Source organism: Microbacterium sp. ZW T5_45 (assembly GCF_044987415.1).
Lineage (GTDB): Bacteria > Actinomycetota > Actinomycetes > Actinomycetales > Microbacteriaceae > Microbacterium.
Genome location: NZ_JBJDRJ010000057.1, coordinates 1 through 16,413, shown reverse-complemented (window position 1 = coordinate 16,413; position 16,413 = coordinate 1). Strand labels below are relative to the sequence as shown.

Here is a 16,413-nt window from a genome sequence, read left to right as displayed (position 1 = left end):
GGGCTGCACTGCGCGCCGCGTTGTGCGAGCGGGCGGGCGGGCGAGCGAGCGCGCGCCGCGCAGTGCAGCCCAGCGCAGCGCAGCGCCGCCGAACGCAGAAGTGCCCGGCCCCTCCAGGGGCCGGGCACTTCCTCACACGTGGGGGTGTCAGATGAGACCCTGGTCGGTCAGCCATGCCTTGGCGATGTCGGCCGAGGACTCCTGGTCGACCGTGCTCTTGACGTTCAGGGCGACGAGCTCCTCGGTGGTGAGCTTGGCGCTGATCGCGTTCAGCACATCGGAGACCTCGTCGGCGATGTCGGTCGAGACGATCGGCACGACGTTCGACGAGATGATGAGGTTCTCGGGGTCCTCCAGGGCCACGATGTCCTTCGTCTCGAACGCGGGGTCGGCCGTGTAGATGTCGGCCACCTGGATCTCACCGGCGAGCAGCGAGTCGAGCGTGGTCGCTCCCGTCGCCGAGAACGCGAGGTCGACGCCGTAGACCTCCTTCGCGGCGGTCGGGCTGTAGGGACGCTGCTCGAACTCGGGCGCGGCGCCGATCGTCAGCGGCGTCGTGACCTTGGCGAGGTCGCCGATCTCGACGAGACCGTTCTCCTCGGCGAAGCTCTTGAGCACCGTGTAGGAGTCCTGGTCGGTCGCCTCGGCGTAGTCGAGAGCGGTGAGCGAGTCGGGCAGCACGTCCTGCAGCGCCGCGAACACGTCGTCGGGGCTGGTCGCGGTGACCTCGTCGTCCGAGAGGAACTCCAGCAGGCTGCCGGAGTACTCGGGGAAGATGTCGATCGCGCCGGACTCGACGTCGGGGATGTACGCGTCGCGCTGGCCGATGCTGAACTGACGGTCGACCGTCAGGCCCGCGTCCTCCAGGGCCTGCGCGTAGATCTCGGCGATGATCTCGTTGGAGTAGTACGCCTGCGAGCCAATGACGATGGCGTCGCCGGAGCCGGAGCCCTCGGACGACTCGGACGGGGCGTCGAGCGGGTTGCTGCTGCTGCACGCCGACAGGGCGAGGGCCGCCGCGGCGACCAGGCCGACGGCGAAGACGGAACGCTTGCCTCGAGTGGTGAACATGGACTTCCTCTTCTCTGGGTGCTCCGGGTGGTGCTCGGAGTGGTGCGGCTGTGTGGATGGAGCGGGCTATGGGGGCGGAACGGGTTATGCGGAGAGATTCTGGCTGGACGGATGCGATCAGACGTGTGGCCGCTGTCAGGCGGTGGCTGCTTCGGGAGCGACGGGTTCCGCAGCGCGGCGCTTCGTCGCACTCGATGTGCGCAGACCGTGGGGAACAGCGGCATGCTGGGCCATCGCGAGGATGAGATCGACGATCAGCGCGAGGAGGGCGACCATGATCGCTCCTGCGAGCACCTGGTCGAAGCGCTGGAGCGGAATCCCTTGGATGATCGGGAAACCGAGACCGCCGAGACCGATGTAGGCGGCGATCGTGACAGTCGCGATGACCTGCAGCAGAGCGGAGCGGAGACCTCCGACGAGCAACGGCAGACCGAGCGGTACCTCGACCTTCCAGAACACCTGCCACCCGGTCATGCCCATGGCCTTCGCTGCATCGAGCACCCGGCGATCGATGGCTTCGAGGCCTGTGTATGCGCCGGCGAGCAGCGATGGGATCGCAAGGAGCACGAACGTCGTGATCGCGGCTTCGGGAACGCGCAGCACGCCGAGCAGGAGCACGAGAAGAACCATGAGGCCGAACGCGGGGATGGCGCGGGCGGCGCCCGAGACCGCGACGGCGATCTCGCGACCCTTACCCGTGTGCCCGATGAGCCAGCCGAGCGGCACGGCGATCAGGACAGCGATGAGCACGGACACCCCGGTGAGCACGAGGTGCTCACCCAGCAGCTTGGGCAACGCGTAATTGCCCGTCCACCGCTCGGGCGCGAACATCCAGGCGAACGCATCGACGAAGAGATTCATGCGGGCGCCCCCACGGGGGTGCGCGCCGGAGAGGCCTTGGTCCTCGTCGCCGCTCGTGTCCATGGCATGAGTGCGCGCCCAAGGAGGAGAAGGAGAAGATCGATGACGAGTGCGATCACGACGACGGCGATGATGCCGGCGAAGACCTCTGCGATGATACGGCGGTCGAGGCCGTTCGTGAACAGATAGCCGAGATTCGTGATGCCGATGAGGATGCCGACGGTAGCCAAGGAGATCGTGCTCACCGCTGTGACGCGCAGGCTCGCGAGGATCACCGGACCTGCGAGGGGGAACTCGACCGCCCAGAATCGACGGAACGATCCGAAACCTGTGGCTGTCGCAGCCTGCCGGACACCGTCATCGACGGAATCGAGACCATCGGACACACCTCTCACGAGAATCGCGATCGCGTAGATGGTCAGAGCGATGATCAGGTTCGTCTCGCTCCGGGCTGAGTATCCCGCCAGCGACGGCAGCAGGATCAGCAGGGCCAGCGAGGGGATCGTGTAGAGCAGGCCCGTGAGCACGATGATCGGTCCGCGGACGAGCCGGAACCGCCAGGCAACCCAGCCCAACGGCAGCGAGAGCACGAAGCCCAGCACGATCGGGATGATGCTCTGCCGCAGATGATCGACCGTGAGTTCGAGGATCGTGTCGAGGTTGTTGACGACCCAGTTCACGTGAGCCCGCCCTGCACGGAATCAGAACCCACAGCATCCAGCGCCGCGGCATCCGGACCCGCGATCGGACCGTCCACCCGCTCCGGTGCCGACACGATCGCTCCCTGCGTGCGACCCTCCGAGTCCACGACGACCGTGCCGTGCGGAGTCTCTTTCAGGTGCAGCGCCCGGCGTCCGCGGTCGGCGCCGATGAACGCCGCGACGAAGTCGTCGGCGGGGTTCTCGATGATCTCGCTCGGGCTGCCGACCTGTACGACACGCGCGCCCTTGTCGAGGATGACGACCTGGTCGCCGAGCAGGAACGCCTCGTCGATGTCGTGCGTGACGAAGACCACCGTCTTGTCGAGTTCGCGCTGCAGGCGGATGGTCTCCTGCTGCAGGTCGGCGCGCACGATCGGGTCGACGGCGCCGAACGGCTCGTCCATCAGCAGGATGTTGGGATCGGCCGCGAGGCCGCGGGCCACTCCCACACGCTGCTGCTGGCCGCCGGAGAGCTGGCTCGGATAACGCTCGGCCAGCGACTGGTCGAGGCCGACCGTCTTCAGCAGCTCACGGCTGCGCTCGTGCGCGTCCTTGCGCGGCACTCCGTTCAGGCGCAGCACCGTGGCGACGTTGTCGATCACGGTGAAGTGCGGCATCAGGCCGGAGTTCTGCATGACGTAGCCGATGCTGCGGCGCAGCTTCACAGGGTCTCCGCCCAGCACGCTCTCGCCGTCGATCTCCACCTCGCCGGAGCTGGGCTCGACCATGCGGTTGATCATGCGCAGGAGCGTGGTCTTGCCGCATCCGGATGATCCGACGAATACGGTCGTCTTTCGCGACGGCAGCACGAGACTGAAGTCGTTCACCGCGACCGTCCCGTCGGGGAAGCGCTTGGTGACGTTGCGGAATTCGATCATGGCTGTTCTCCAGTCGGTCGATCGACGAGTCGGACATCGGCACCACGGCGCCGGCAGACGGAGGTCATTCGGAGATCTGCACTCGCGCGTCGAAGGCGACGTACCCAGAGAAGTCCTTGCCGACGCGGTCGAAGGCGCTCGGATACGGGTGGGGGTACGACCAGGCGAGATCCTTGTGCAGCTCTCCGCCGGCCTGCACGGAGAAGTACTGGCACTCGCCCTTCCACGGGCACGTGTACGGGGTGGGGCTCTCGACGAGCACCCCCTCGGCGACGGATGCCGGCGGGAAGTACCAGTTGCCCTCGATGCGGATGAGGTCGTCCTGCTCGGCCTCGGCGATGACGGTTCCTGCGAGTACAACCTTCATGGTCCTGCCTCCTCGGATGTGGGTTCGAGCGTATAAGAGGTCGCCGACATCGGCACGGGGGTTGCCGTCCCGCGCGTCAATGTGGGAAACATTCGGGTGGTGTTCGGAGCGGGTGCGCGAACGGTTTGTCGGCGGCAGCATCCGACCACAGACTCCACCGTGTCCCGCTCAGGCGGAGTCCCGCCCGTAGCCCTCGAGCAGACGCAGCCAGATCTCGCTGATCGTCGGGTAGGCGGGCACCGCGTGCCAGAGACGCGAGATCGGCACTTCGCCGACGATCGCGACTGTTGCCGTCTGCACGAGCTCCGCGACCTCGGGCCCGACGAAGGTCGCGCCGAGCACGACGTCCCGCTCGGTGTCGATCACCAGGCGCGCCTGACCGGAGAAGCCATCCTCGTAGAGGCTCGCACCGGCGACCCAGCCGAGGTCGTAGTCGATGACCTTCACGCTGTGTCCGGCATCCGTCGCCTGCTTCTCAGTCAGGCCGACCGAGGCGACCTCGGGGAACGAGAACGTCACCTGCGGCGCCGCGGCGCGATCGGCCGAGGCGACGTGACGACCCCAGGGGGCGTCGTCGACGTCGCCGCCGAGCGCCCGCGCCGCGATGACGTCGCCCGCGGCCCGCGCCTGGTACTTGCCCTGGTGCGTCAGCAGCACCCGGCCGTTGACGTCGCCGACCGCGTACAGCCAGTCGACGCCGGGCACCCGCAGAGTGTCGTCGGTCTCGATCCAGCGTCCGGGCTCGAGGCCGACGACGTCGAGTCCGATGTCGCCGCTGCGGGGCGAGCGTCCGGTCGCGACGAGGACCTCGGATGCCGTGACCGTCGCGCCGTCCGACAGCTCGATGCGCACGCCGTCGCCGTCGCGGCTCACCGAGGTCGTGCCGGTGTCGAGTCGCACGTCGACGCCCAGCTCCTTCAGCCCGTCGGCGACGCGCTCGCCCGCGAACGGCTCCATGCCACCCAGCAGACCGCTGCGCGCGATGAGCGTGACGGTCGATCCGAGCGCGGCATAGGCCGTCGCCATCTCGACCGCGACCACGCCGCCGCCGATCACCGCGAGCGACTCCGGCAGCTGCTCTGCGCTGGTCGCTTCGCGACTCGTCCAGGGCGAGGCCTCGCGGAGCCCGGGGATCGGCGGCACGACGGCATCCGATCCGGTGCTGATCGCCACGGCGTGACGGGCCGTGAGCACGCGGGTCGTACCCTCGGCATCCGTCACGGTGACCTCGCGCTCGCCCGTGAGGCGTCCGTGCCCCCGGGCCAGGTCGATGTGCGCGGACTCGAGCCAGCGCACCTGGCCGTCATCCGACCAGTTGCTCGTGAACGAGTCGCGGCGGGCGAACACCGCGGCGACGTCGAGCTTTCCGGTGACCGCCTCGGCCGCCCCCTTCACGTGCTGCGCGGCGCGCACGGCCTGGGCCGAGCGCAGCAGCGCCTTCGAGGGCATGCACGCCCAGTACGAGCACTCGCCGCCGACGAGCTCGCTCTCGACGATGATCGCAGTGAGCCCGCCCTGCACGGCGCGGTCGGCCACGTTCTCACCGACCGGCCCTCCACCCAGGACGATCAGGTCGTACTCGTTGGTCTGCTCGCTCAATGTCGTGCCTCTCTGCGATCGTGCCGAGCGCTCGCATCGGGCGCTCGCTGGGCTGTGCGCCCAGTCTTGCTCAGAAGCAACGTCGAGTCACGGGGTGCGTGTTCCCGCCGGGTGCGACCGGGCGGGTCGTGGGGCGGGCCCTGGCAGCAGAACTCCGGAGATTCCGCCGCTCGATCTGCAGAATGCGCCTGTTCGAGACATGACTGCGGGAATCTCCGGAGTTCTGAAGCTGGAGCCTCCCCTTGGGGTACGCGCCGGCTCAGTCCCTCGACCGCACCGCGACCCGCGGAGCCACGAGCACAGCGGCCAGCGCGGCCACGGCCGCGAACACGAAGACCACGACGAACGGATCGGCGAGGGCTGCGGCACCGGTGAAGAGCACGCCGGCGATGGCGAGGGCGAGCGCGCTGCCGAAGGAGTCCGCCGTCGTCAGCGCCGAGCTGTTGAAGCCCTGGGTCTCGGGCGCCGACAGGGCGAGCGTCAGCGTGCTGGTCCGCGGGATCATCAGCCCCATGCCCGCACCGGCGACGACCCAGGCGACGATGATGACCACGACGTGCGCCGTGAGGACCGCCGCGGCGAGCGCGATGAGGATGCCGCCGAGCACGAGCGCCGACCCGATCCGCACGGCGATCGCGCTCGACAGGCGCTCGCCCATGCGTCCCTGCACTCCGGAGGCGGCCGACCAGGCGAGCGCGCCGCCCGTGAGTGAGAGTCCGGCGATCGTCGGCGTCGCGTCATAGCGCTCGGCGAGCAGGTACGGGATGTAGACCTGAGCGCCGAAGAAGCCGGCCGCGGCGAGCCCTCGCAGCAGCAGCACGGCAGGCAGTCCGCGGCGCGCGCGGAGAGAGCCGGCCGGCAACAGCGGACGCACGGCGATCAGCGCGACGGCGATGCCGACCGCGGCGAGCGCGAGGCCCAGACCGGGCACCTCACCGGCCAGATTGAGCGCCAGCACCGCAGCCGCGGCGAGCACCGACCAGGCGATCCGCCCGAGTGCCCAGGGGGTCGAAGGATCGCCTGCGTGCGAGAGCCCGCGCAGTGCCGGCACCACCATGATCAGCGCGGGGATCACCAGCACCACGACACCGAGGAAGACCCAGTGCCAGCTCCACAGCTCGGCCACCGCGCCGGCCACGGTGGGCCCGACGAGCGAGGGGATCACCCAGGCCGCGGCGAAGCCCGCGAAGATCGCCGGATGCAGCGTCTGCGGATACACGCGGGCGACCACGACATAGAGCGCGACCATCATGCCGCCGTTGCCGAGGCCCTGCGCGAAGCGCCCGAGCACGAGGATCTCCATGGTGGGGGCGAGACCTGCGACGAAGAGCCCGACGACGAACAGCGCGACCGAGGCGTAGAGCGGCCATACCGGGCCCCGTCGGTCGGCCCAGTTCCCGGCGACGACCATGCCGATCACGCCGGTCGCGAGTGGCCCGGCGAACGCGAGCGCGTACAGGCGAGCCCCGTCGAGATCGGCGCTCGCCACGGGCATCACGGTCGTGACGGCGAGCGATTCGAAGGCGCCGAGGAACACGAGGGCGCACGCGCCGATGGTGACCCAGAGGTAGTCGCGGCTCAGCACCCCCTTCGCCGGAGCGGTCGTGGGCACGCTGTCGGTGTCGAGAGTCATGGTTCGACCGTAGAACCTCAACAAAGGTTGAGGTCAAACACGATCTTCAGAACTCCGGAAGAACCATGGAGCAGGCCGCGAGAAAACCCTCCCCTGGCACGCCGACCGCTGTTTCTCCGGAGTTCTGAAGGTGCGACCGGCGCGAGGCGACCGGAGCGAGGGACACGATCCGCGCGCCCGGAACCCGTGCCTCAGCGCACCGGCAGGAAATGCGTCGGCGCCGGAGCCGCCGCCTGGTGCCGGATGCCGAGCGGCGCGCCCGTGCGCTCGTCGAGATCGAGCAGCGCGATGCTGTCGGAGCGCTGCCCGGCGACGAGCAGCTTGCCCTCGAACACGAGGTGGTGACGGGGCCAGTCGACACCGGAGTCGGAGAGCGCGAACGACTCCACGCTCTCGCCCGACCCGCGCACCCGCAGCGCCGCGATCGTGTTGCTGCCGCGCAGCGCGGTGTAGAGGATCTGCCCGTCACGACTGCGCGCGAGCTCGGCGGGGAAGTCGGTTCCGACCTGGGCGATGGGGCTCGCGAGCACCGCGGACACCACGCCCCACGTGCCGTCGGGCCCCGTGGCGAGCGTGAAGACCTCGCACGAGTACTCGGTCACGACGTGCAGGTGCGCGCTGGGGTGCACGACCATGTGCCGCGGGCCGACGCCCTCGGGCAGCACGACCTCGTGATCGAGCGTCAGCACACCCGCAGACGGACGCCAGATCCGCACGAGGTCGAAGCCGAGGTCGGTCGTCGCGATGCGCCCGTCGGGCAGGAACGCCGCCGCATGCGCGTGCGAGACGCGGGCCTCGCCGGTCGCCGTGAGCGCGCCGGCGTAGCGGTCGGATGCCGCCGCCGCGACGCCCGCCGGCGCCGCCGCGTCGAACGGCTCCCCGAGGAGCGCGGCCCGCAGCTCGGCGGCGTTGTTCGCGGCATCCGGGATCAGCCGCCCCTCGGCGTCGATCCCGATGCGCACGACCCGGCCGTCGCCGTAGCAGCTCGCGATGAGGAACCGCCCGGACGGGGCGACCGCGACATGGCAGACGAACTGTCCGGCCTCGACCGGCTCGCCGAGCGGGGTGAGCGCGGTCTCCCCGGTGCGCGCGAACGCCTGCACCGCCGAGTCACCCTCGAGCGCCGCGTAGACGACGTCGAGCGACGGATGCCGCGCCAGCCACGACGGCGAGGGCGTCGAGGTGACGGCGCCGCGGTAGCTCAGCGCGGTCGCAGCATCCGCATCACCTGCCAGCAGGCCGATGCCGTCGGCCGCGCCGCCCATCGCCGGGCCGTACCCGCCCAGCCAGAACCGCGTCACGACGGACTCAGTCGAGCAGGTCGTGGCGCACGATCACCTGGTCGCGCTCAGGGCCGACGCCGATGACCGAGATGCGCGTGTTGCTCATCTTCTCGAGCGCGAGCACGTAGTCCTGCGCGGTCTGCGGCAGGTCCTCGAAGGTGCGGGCGGACGAGATGTCGTCCTTCCACCCCGGGAAGTTCTCGAGCACGGGCGTCGCGTGGTGGAAGTCGGTCTGATTCACCGGAACCTCGTCGAAGCGCACACCGTCGACGTCGTAGGCGACGCAGACCGGGATCTCGTCGAGCCCGGTGAGGATGTCGAGCTTGGTGAGCACGAGGTCGGTGATGCCGTTGATGCGCGTCGCGTAGCGGGTGATCGGGGCGTCGTACCAGCCCACGCGGCGCGGGCGGCCGGTGGTGGTGCCGAACTCGAAGCCCTGCTTGCGCAGCCACTCGCCGTTCTCGTCGAAGAGCTCTGTCGGGAAGGGACCGGAGCCGACGCGCGTGGTGTAGGCCTTGACGATGCCGACGATGCGGTCGAGCGCGCCGGGTCCGACGCCGGATCCGGATGCCGCGCCCGCGGCCGTGGCCGTCGACGAGGTCACGAACGGGTAGGTGCCGTGGTCGATGTCGAGCATCGTGGCCTGGCCGCCCTCGAAGACGACGACCTCGTTGCGGCCGAGCGCCTGGGCGATCTCGTAGCCGGTATCGGCGACCATCGGACGCAGCCGCTCGGCGTAGGAGAGCAGCTCATCGACGATCTCGTCGACCGTCACGGAGCGCCGGTTGAAGACCTTCACCAGCAGGTGGTTCTTCTGCTCGAGGGCGCCCTCGACCTTCTGGCGGAGGATGTTCTCGTCGAACAGGTCCTGCACGCGGATGCCGACGCGGTTGATCTTGTCGGCGTAGGCCGGGCCGATGCCGCGGCCGGTCGTGCCGATGTTGCGCTTGCCGAGGAAGCGCTCGGTGACCTTGTCGAGCGTGCGGTGGTACTGAGTGATGATGTGCGCGTTGGCGCTGACCTTCAGCCGGGACACGTCGATGCCGCGGGCGCTGAGCGCCTCGAGCTCGTGGAACAGCACCTCGAGGTCGATCACGACGCCGTTGCCGATGACGGGAGTGACACCGGGCGACAGGATGCCGGAGGGCAGCAGGTGCAGCGCGTACTTCTCATCACCGACCACGACCGTGTGACCGGCGTTGTTGCCGCCGTTGAACTTCACGACCCAATCGGTGCGCTCACCGAGCAGGTCGGTGGCCTTTCCCTTGCCCTCGTCGCCCCACTGGACGCCGACGATCACGATTCCTGGCATGGGTCTCCCCCTTGCTTTCGCCGGGTTCGCACCGGCTGATGAGCTGGCCCTCTGCGGGCGGTTCCATCCTACCGAAGGCGCGTCGCGCGCCCGGATGAGCGCTGTGCGGCATCCGTTCGCGGCATCCGTTCGCGGCATCCGTTCGCGGCATCCGTTCGCGGCTGGCGCCGCGCGGCAGGTGAGCACACGGCACGCGCGCACGCACGCAGGCGCGGGCACGCACGCGCGGGCGGGCACGCGGCACACTGCGCCGAGACCCCTGCTGGCCTACGGAGCCCCCGCCTATTTACGTGAATCAACGGGGGCGTCGTAGCTCAGCGGGGGCGTCGACCGCGGCGAGGAGGCGGATGCGGGCCGCCGGGGGAGCGGGCCGCCCGAGATGCGGGCCGCCGGGGGTGCGGACGGGTTCGGGGTGCGGGCCGCCTACGGACGCGGGCCGCGAGTGAGCTCGATCGAGGCGAGCCGCTCCGCGGCCAGCGAGCGCTTGAGCTCGAGGGACTCACCGATCTCGGCGGCCAGACGTGGACGGGTGCGGATCAACTCATCGACGGTCGCGAGGGGCAACACCACCACTGTGAGGATCTCCCCGGCGACCGTGACCGCGACCGAGCGCTCGCGGGTGAGCGCCGTCTGGCCGATGATGTCGCCCTTCTCGGCCGTCGCGAACTCGACGCGGCCTCCATCGACATCGAGCGCGAGCACCGCCCTGCCCGTGACGACGACGCGCACCTCGTCGGGCACGACGCCCGACGGCAGCACGACCTCGCCGACGCCGTAGCGCTCGAGGTGCGCGGTGGCGAGCAGCGCCTCGCGGTCGTCGTCCTTGAGATGCAGCGTCCCCGACACCGCCTCGAGCGCCTCGACCAGACGACCGGGCTCGGCAAGCGGATCGGTGGCATCGCCGTCGAGCGCGAAGCCGCGGCGGCGGGCGGCGTACCAGAGCCAGGAGAGGTAGGTCGACAGTGCGCGCCCGGCATCCGCGGGTCCGGCGACGGGGATCGACACCCCGTACGCACCCGCCCCGGAGTAGCTGACCGAGGCGCGCTCGCGCGCTCGCATCGGCAGGGCGTCGGCGACCTCGACGAGCAGCGCCATCACCTCGTGGGGCGGGTCGTCGGTGGCGAACTTCACGGATGCCTCGGCTGAGAAGGGCCCCTCGGGCTCGCTGAGGTTGGTGAACGACGCGCCGGACAGATTGGAGTTCGGGACGATCTGGATGCCGGACCCGGTGTCGATGTGCACCGCACGCCAGTTGACCTCGACGACACGTCCTTTGACACCGCCGGTGTCGAGGAAGTCACCGATCTTGAACGGCTGCTCGAACAGCAGCAGCAGACCCGAGATGACGCCGCCGACCGCGTTCTGCAGCGCGAGACCGATCACGATGGATCCGACGCCGAGCGCGGTGAAGATGCCGCCGACGTCGGCGCCCCACACCCACGAGAACAGCAGCGCCAGACCGAGCGCGACGAGCACCAGCCGGGCGATCTCGAGGAAGATCGATGGGATGCGGCGGCGCCACGATCCCTCGGCGGCATTCGCGAACACCGCGACGTTGAACGACGACAGTACGAGCAGAATCACGAGGAAGCCGAAGACCGTCGCGACCACGCGGGTCCACACCTGATCTGCCGGCGACTGGATCGCGAAGGCGAGCAGCGCGAACAGCGCACCGACTGGGATCACCCCGTTGCGCAGCAGACGGAGCGGCCCGGCGACCGGACTGTCCCGCCTGCGCAGGTGGTTGATGAGCTCGGTGAGCACGACGAGCAGCACCGGAACGCCGACCGCGAGCGCGATCACCCACCAGCCCCAGCCGTCGCGGAACGCCCCGTCGAGCATGTCAGGCCACCTTCCACACGGTCTCGGTCGCGCCGTGCGTGTCGACGGTTCCCGCCTCGGTGAACGTGAAGATCTCGCGAGTTCGGTCGTAGACCGTCTGGCTGACGTAGACGCCGGGCTCGCCGCTGACCGAGCGCACCCGATAGGCGAGGTTCACGGCGTCGCCCCACAGGTCGTAGGCGAGGCTCGTCCGCGCGACGAGGCCGCTGGTCACGGTGCCGGTGTCGACACCGGCCCGGAGGCCGATCGACGTGCCGTTCTGGGCGTTGAACCTCTCGATCACGCCGAGCAGGTTCTTCGCGAACTCGACGCTGCGGCGCACGTTGTCGACGCGAGGGACGATGAGGCCGGACGACGCGAGATAGCCGCCGCGCAGCGTCCTGACCTTCTCGACCCCCGCCTTCTCGGCGGCCTCGTCGAAGCCCCGCATGAGGGTGTTCAGCGCGCCGATCTCCTGCTCGGCGCTGAGTCCGCGCGCATACTCGTCGAAGCCGATGAGCTCGGCGAACACCACAGAGACGTTCTCGTGCGCCTCGGAGATCGCCTCCTCGCCCTGCTTGTACTTGGCGGCGACACTCTCGGGCATGAGGGTGAGCAGCAGCTTCTCGTTCTCGGCGTGCTGCTCGTCGATGAGCTCCTGCTTGACGCGCAGGCTCGAGGCCATGTCGTTGAACGCACTGCCGAGGTCGCCGAACTCGTCGCGCGCGCCCCGCGGCACCTGCACGTCGAGATCACCCTCGGCGACGCGGTGCACGGCTCCGACGAGCCGATGGATCGGGCGGGTGAAGACCTGCGCGAGCAGCAGCGAGAGCAATGACACTCCGAGCAGGATGCCGAGCAGCGAGAGGAGCACGGTGCGGGTGAAATCGGTCACCGGCGCGAAGGCCTCGGCCGAGTCGATACGGGCGATGATGACCCAGTCGAGCCCGTCGATCTCGAGCGGCGCGTACGCCGTGACGCTGTCGCCGCCGAGGTAATCCGTGCCCGTCGTGGTGCCGACCTTGCCCGCTTGCGCATCCGCGACGGCCTGGGTCTTCACGGGCTGCAGCAGGACGGTGCCGTTGACCTCGACGATCCTCTTCGCGACGCTGGGCGGGGTGCCGCCGTTGATGGCGCGCTGCTCGTATCCCTCAGGATGCTCGATGAGACTGCGGGAGCTGCTGCGCATGAGATCGTCCAGGCCGACCAGATAGACCTCGCCGGTGTCACCGAGTCCCTGCGCCTTCCAGCCCTCGGAACCTGTGGTCAGGTCGTTGATCGTATCGATCGAGACCTGGAACGCCATGGCTCCGGTGATCGCGCTGTCATTGCCGACCGGGGAGACGACCCACATAGTCGGCACGTTGAGCGAGGGGATCCATCGCTCGAAGTCGGTGAGGACCACGGTGCTCACCGAGTTCGTAGCGATCGCGCCGGCGTAAGCCTCGGCCAGCGCGGAGTCGCGGTACGGGCCCGTGGCCAGGTTCGTGCCGAGCTCCGGCCCCTTGTACGCCGAGAACGTGACGTCACCTTCGAGGTTCAGCAGCAGGGCGTCCTCGTAGCCGGCTTCGTTGATGAGTCGGGTGAAGTAGTCGCCATACCGTTCAGCCGCTGTCGCGTAGATGGAGCCGTCACCAAGATCGTTGTCGGCGAGCAGGGCGTCGTAGTCGGCGTCGAAGTCGGCGTTCTGGGTGGTGAACTGCGACTGCAGGTACTGCCCGGCATTCGACTCGGGGATGAACGCGCTGTCTCCGTACTGGTCACCCGTGCGCGATTCGAGCCGGGGGATGAAGGTGCCTGCGTAGTATTCCTCGAGCGATGCCCTCTCCTCCGGCGTCACCTCGCGCTGCTGCAGGTCCTCGAAACCCTGGTTGACCGCGGTCGAGAGGTTCTGGGCGCTGAGGTTGCGTGAGTGCAACGAGGCGTCGCGCTTCACGGAGTCGATCGCGTCGGTGATGTCGGCGGCGCGCATCGAGCGGATGGTGATGAGCTGGTCGACCGCGGCGTCGTGCAGCGACTGCCGGCCGTTGAGGAACCCGATCGCACCGACGATGATCGACGAGACGAGGCTCACGGCCAGGAGCATGATGAGGAGCTTCGACTGGATGCTGAGACCCGGCGTCCGGAATCGACGCCCACCCCTCTCCGTCGTCTCGATCTTTCCGTCAACCCTCTCAGCCATGTGTCCTCCGCCACGCATGAAATTCCGCACTCGTAAGTCAACCTAGCGATATGCCGATACGCGAGTCCACTGAGTTCGCCGCTCACAGAGCACAGTCGAGGCCCCCGCCGGCCTACGGCGCCCCCGTTCATTTGCGTAAATCAGCGGGGGCGTCGTAGCTCAGCGGGGGCGTCGGCCGTGTGCCGGAGTCTGGGGCGCGGGGCGGTGGCGAGCGCGGGGCGTCGGCGGGTGCGGCCCGGCGGCGAGCGCGGGCCCGGCGGCTACGGGTGCGGGCCGCGGGTGAGCTGTCGCCGGGCACGCCGAAGGCTCCTGCCGCGTCGGAGCGTCAGGAGCCTTCGGCTCAGAAGAGCCGAATCAGGCGGCGAGGCCGACCGAGAGATCGCGCGGAGCGCGGAGCCAGTGCTCCGCAGCATCCGCATCGCGGGCGGCGAGCGCCGTGCGCACCTCGCGGAAGCAGGCGGTGCGGCGCTCAGCTGCATCGCCCTCCTGCTGCAGGTGGTGCAGGTTGCGCGTCACCAGGAGGCTGGTCTCGGCGGTCGAGCGGATGAACACCGGGTTCCCCGAGCGCTCCACCAGGAACGCGAGGAACGCCTGCGACTCGACGGCGAGCGCATCGGAGTCGCCCTCCGACGACGCTGCGATCATCCGGTCGAGCACGGCGAGAGCGCCGTCGAGGTCATCGTCACTCATCCGCGGGAGCGCGAGGCGCAGGGCGATGCTCGCCTGCATCCCGAAGTGCTCGAGCGTGCTGTCGACGACCTCGTCCGTCACCGCGGTCACCCTGGTGTAACGGCTGGGCGAGACCTCGACGAGTCCGATCCAGGTGAGACGCTGCAGCGCCTCACGGACCGGCGTTCGGGATATGCCGAGCGCGGCGGCGAGTTCTTTGTCATTGACGCGCTCGCCCGGCTCGATCACCCCCTCGGCGATGGCCCCGCCGACGAGCTCGAAGATCTGATCGGCAAGCGGTAGTCCCTGGATCTCGAACGGCCCCAGCCGCTTTTCGAGAGGTACCTGTACATCAGTCATGCTGGTTCCCTACTTCCGCGCCCACGGTCCCCTCGCGGCGCGATCATGATGGTACGCCGGTAGACCGGCGCGAACCTGGCAATATGCCGCTACGCTGACGCGCGGAGGACTCATGAACACCTGGTGGCCCTACGCACGACTGGCATCGGCGGCCCTCGCGGCGGCCGCGATCGTCGCCCAACTGGCGCTCACACTGCAGATCGCGATCGACTCGCCGACCCCGTACGGGGGTCATCTGCCCACCGTGATCGCGAACTTCTTCAGCTTCTTCACGATCGAGTCGAACGTGATCGCGGCCGTCGCCCTCGCGATCGGCGGCATCTGGGGGCTGCGCACGCGCGATGCGGCGGCGGAGCCCCGCTGGCTCGCCGTACTGCTCGTCTGCGCCAGCACCTACATGATCGTCACCGGGATCGTCTACAACGCACTGCTGCGCGGACTCCCTCTTCCCCAGGGCGCGACGGTGCCCTGGTCGAACGAAGTGCTGCACGTGGTGATCCCGCTGATCATGCTCGCGGACGTCCTGTTCGCGCCGCGCCGCCGTCGCCTCGGATGGAGCGCGGTGACGATCGCGGCCCTCTTCCCGATCGTCTGGGTCGTGTACACGCTGCTCCGTTCGCACACAGTGATCTCGCCATCGACCGGCGAGGCGTGGTGGTTCCCGTATCCGTTCCTGAACTGGCACCGCATCAGCCCAGGCGAGGTGACGATGTACGTCATCGGCATCGCCGTGGTGATCATCGGGATCGCCGCCCTCGTCGTATGGGTCGGACGTCGCCGCGGCATCCGCTCCGTCGAGCAGCAGCCTTCACCCGCTCTCTGAATCCCGGTATATTGACGCCATCGGTGAACAGCCGATGCGACGCGGCGGGCCGGAGTGCCAGCGAGGGAGGGCGACGACGATGAGCGAGGCGCGGGACGACACGAGCCCCGGGGCGGATGCCGTGAGCGGCGGCCCCGTGGCGAATGCCGGTGCATCCGCGCCTGGCGGCCTGCCTACCGCCGCGCCCGTGGCCCGTGCGCATCGCCCGACATCCGGGTGGACGCGGCGTCGCACGCTGCTCGCGGCCGGCTCGGTCCTGTGCGGCGCGGCGCTGATCACGGCGGGCATCGTCACCACGGGTGGCGGCGAGACCCCGGCTCTCGCGAACGCTCCGGTGTCGAACTACGCGGACCGCAACACCCCCGCTGATGACGGATCTTCACCCGCGGCTGACACCGTCACCGACGAGGACGGCGGCTCCGAGGGTTCAGAGAGCGACAGCGCGAAGACGGACGACGCGAAGACCGACGACGCGAAGAAGGACGACCAGAAGACCGGCGACGACGCGGCGGATGCCGGGACAGCGCCGACGGATGGGTCGAACCCGAAGGGGCCGACCGGGCCGGATGCTCCGACCGGGCCCGTGGATCCGACGAGTCCCACTCCGACCGACCCCACCGTGCCCACAGGCCCGACGACGCCGACCACTCCCACGACACCGACCACTCCCACCACACCCACCACACCCACGACTCCGACCACGCCCACGGCCGCTCCGCTGTCGTTCGCGGGGATGCAGAAGAACTACCTGGTGAGCGTCCTCGGCATCAAGGTGCTCGGCAGCTACACGCTCTCCGTGACAGGGCAACCGGGGGCGGCGGCATCCGTCTCCTACGGATCGTCGAACGCGGGA

Annotated in this window: 13 protein-coding genes and 1 pseudogene; 2 read left to right on the top strand and 12 right to left on the bottom strand. The window is 69.3% G+C overall.

Features of this window, described 5'->3' with window-relative positions; genetic code table 11:
• Positions 1-147: 147 nt before the first annotated feature.
• The 12 genes from ACI3KS_RS18510 to ACI3KS_RS18455 form a co-directional block, all read right to left on the bottom strand.
• Positions 148-1,071 (bottom strand): ABC transporter substrate-binding protein, encoded by a 924-nt coding sequence (locus ACI3KS_RS18510; protein ID WP_404920012.1) that lies wholly within the window; start codon positions 1,069-1,071, stop codon positions 148-150.
• Positions 1,072-1,206: 135 nt separating this feature from the next.
• Positions 1,207-1,932 (bottom strand): ABC transporter permease, encoded by a 726-nt coding sequence (locus ACI3KS_RS18505; RefSeq protein ID WP_404920011.1) that lies wholly within the window; start codon positions 1,930-1,932, stop codon positions 1,207-1,209.
• Positions 1,929-2,612, bottom strand: coding sequence for an ABC transporter permease (locus ACI3KS_RS18500; protein WP_404920010.1), 684 nt, complete (start codon positions 2,610-2,612; stop codon positions 1,929-1,931). Before ACI3KS_RS18500 ends, ACI3KS_RS18505 begins: the two co-directional genes overlap by 4 nt.
• A complete protein-coding gene (locus ACI3KS_RS18495; protein ID WP_404920009.1) occupies positions 2,609-3,511 on the bottom strand; it encodes an ABC transporter ATP-binding protein in 903 nt (300 codons plus the stop codon). Before ACI3KS_RS18495 ends, ACI3KS_RS18500 begins: the two co-directional genes overlap by 4 nt.
• Before the next feature lie 64 nt (positions 3,512-3,575).
• Positions 3,576-3,878, bottom strand: coding sequence for a DUF427 domain-containing protein (locus ACI3KS_RS18490; protein ID WP_404920008.1), 303 nt, complete (start codon positions 3,876-3,878; stop codon positions 3,576-3,578).
• A gap of 168 nt (positions 3,879-4,046) precedes the next feature.
• Positions 4,047-5,477 carry a dihydrolipoyl dehydrogenase family protein gene (locus tag ACI3KS_RS18485; RefSeq protein WP_404920007.1) on the bottom strand — a complete coding sequence of 477 codons (1,431 nt, stop codon included), beginning with the start codon at positions 5,475-5,477 and terminating at the stop codon, positions 4,047-4,049.
• A 259-nt stretch (positions 5,478-5,736) separates the two neighbouring features.
• Positions 5,737-7,110 carry an MFS transporter gene (locus tag ACI3KS_RS18480; RefSeq protein ID WP_404920006.1) on the bottom strand — a complete coding sequence of 458 codons (1,374 nt, stop codon included), beginning with the start codon at positions 7,108-7,110 and terminating at the stop codon, positions 5,737-5,739.
• Between the two features lie 191 nt (positions 7,111-7,301).
• Complete coding sequence (locus tag ACI3KS_RS18475) at positions 7,302-8,411, bottom strand: lactonase family protein (protein WP_404920005.1); 1,110 nt, start codon at positions 8,409-8,411, stop codon at positions 7,302-7,304.
• A gap of 7 nt (positions 8,412-8,418) precedes the next feature.
• Positions 8,419-9,705 (bottom strand): adenylosuccinate synthase, encoded by a 1,287-nt coding sequence (locus ACI3KS_RS18470; protein WP_404920004.1) that lies wholly within the window; start codon positions 9,703-9,705, stop codon positions 8,419-8,421.
• Between the two features lie 423 nt (positions 9,706-10,128).
• The gene (locus tag ACI3KS_RS18465; RefSeq protein WP_404920003.1) at positions 10,129-11,547 is read right to left on the bottom strand and encodes a mechanosensitive ion channel domain-containing protein; all 1,419 of its coding nucleotides are present in this window, start codon (positions 11,545-11,547) and stop codon (positions 10,129-10,131) included.
• A 1-nt stretch (position 11,548) separates the two neighbouring features.
• The gene (locus tag ACI3KS_RS18460) at positions 11,549-13,708 is read right to left on the bottom strand and encodes an adenylate/guanylate cyclase domain-containing protein (protein ID WP_404920002.1); all 2,160 of its coding nucleotides are present in this window, start codon (positions 13,706-13,708) and stop codon (positions 11,549-11,551) included.
• A gap of 354 nt (positions 13,709-14,062) precedes the next feature.
• Entirely contained in the window at positions 14,063-14,737 is a 675-nt protein-coding gene (locus ACI3KS_RS18455) for a GntR family transcriptional regulator (protein WP_404920001.1), read from the bottom strand.
• Between the two features lie 112 nt (positions 14,738-14,849).
• On the opposite strand from ACI3KS_RS18455, the gene ACI3KS_RS18450 reads away from it, so the two are divergent.
• Positions 14,850-15,560, top strand: coding sequence for a Pr6Pr family membrane protein (locus ACI3KS_RS18450; protein WP_404920000.1), 711 nt, complete (start codon positions 14,850-14,852; stop codon positions 15,558-15,560).
• A 79-nt stretch (positions 15,561-15,639) separates the two neighbouring features.
• Positions 15,640-16,413 (top strand): annotated as a pseudogene (locus tag ACI3KS_RS18445) (hypothetical protein); the annotation flags it as partial.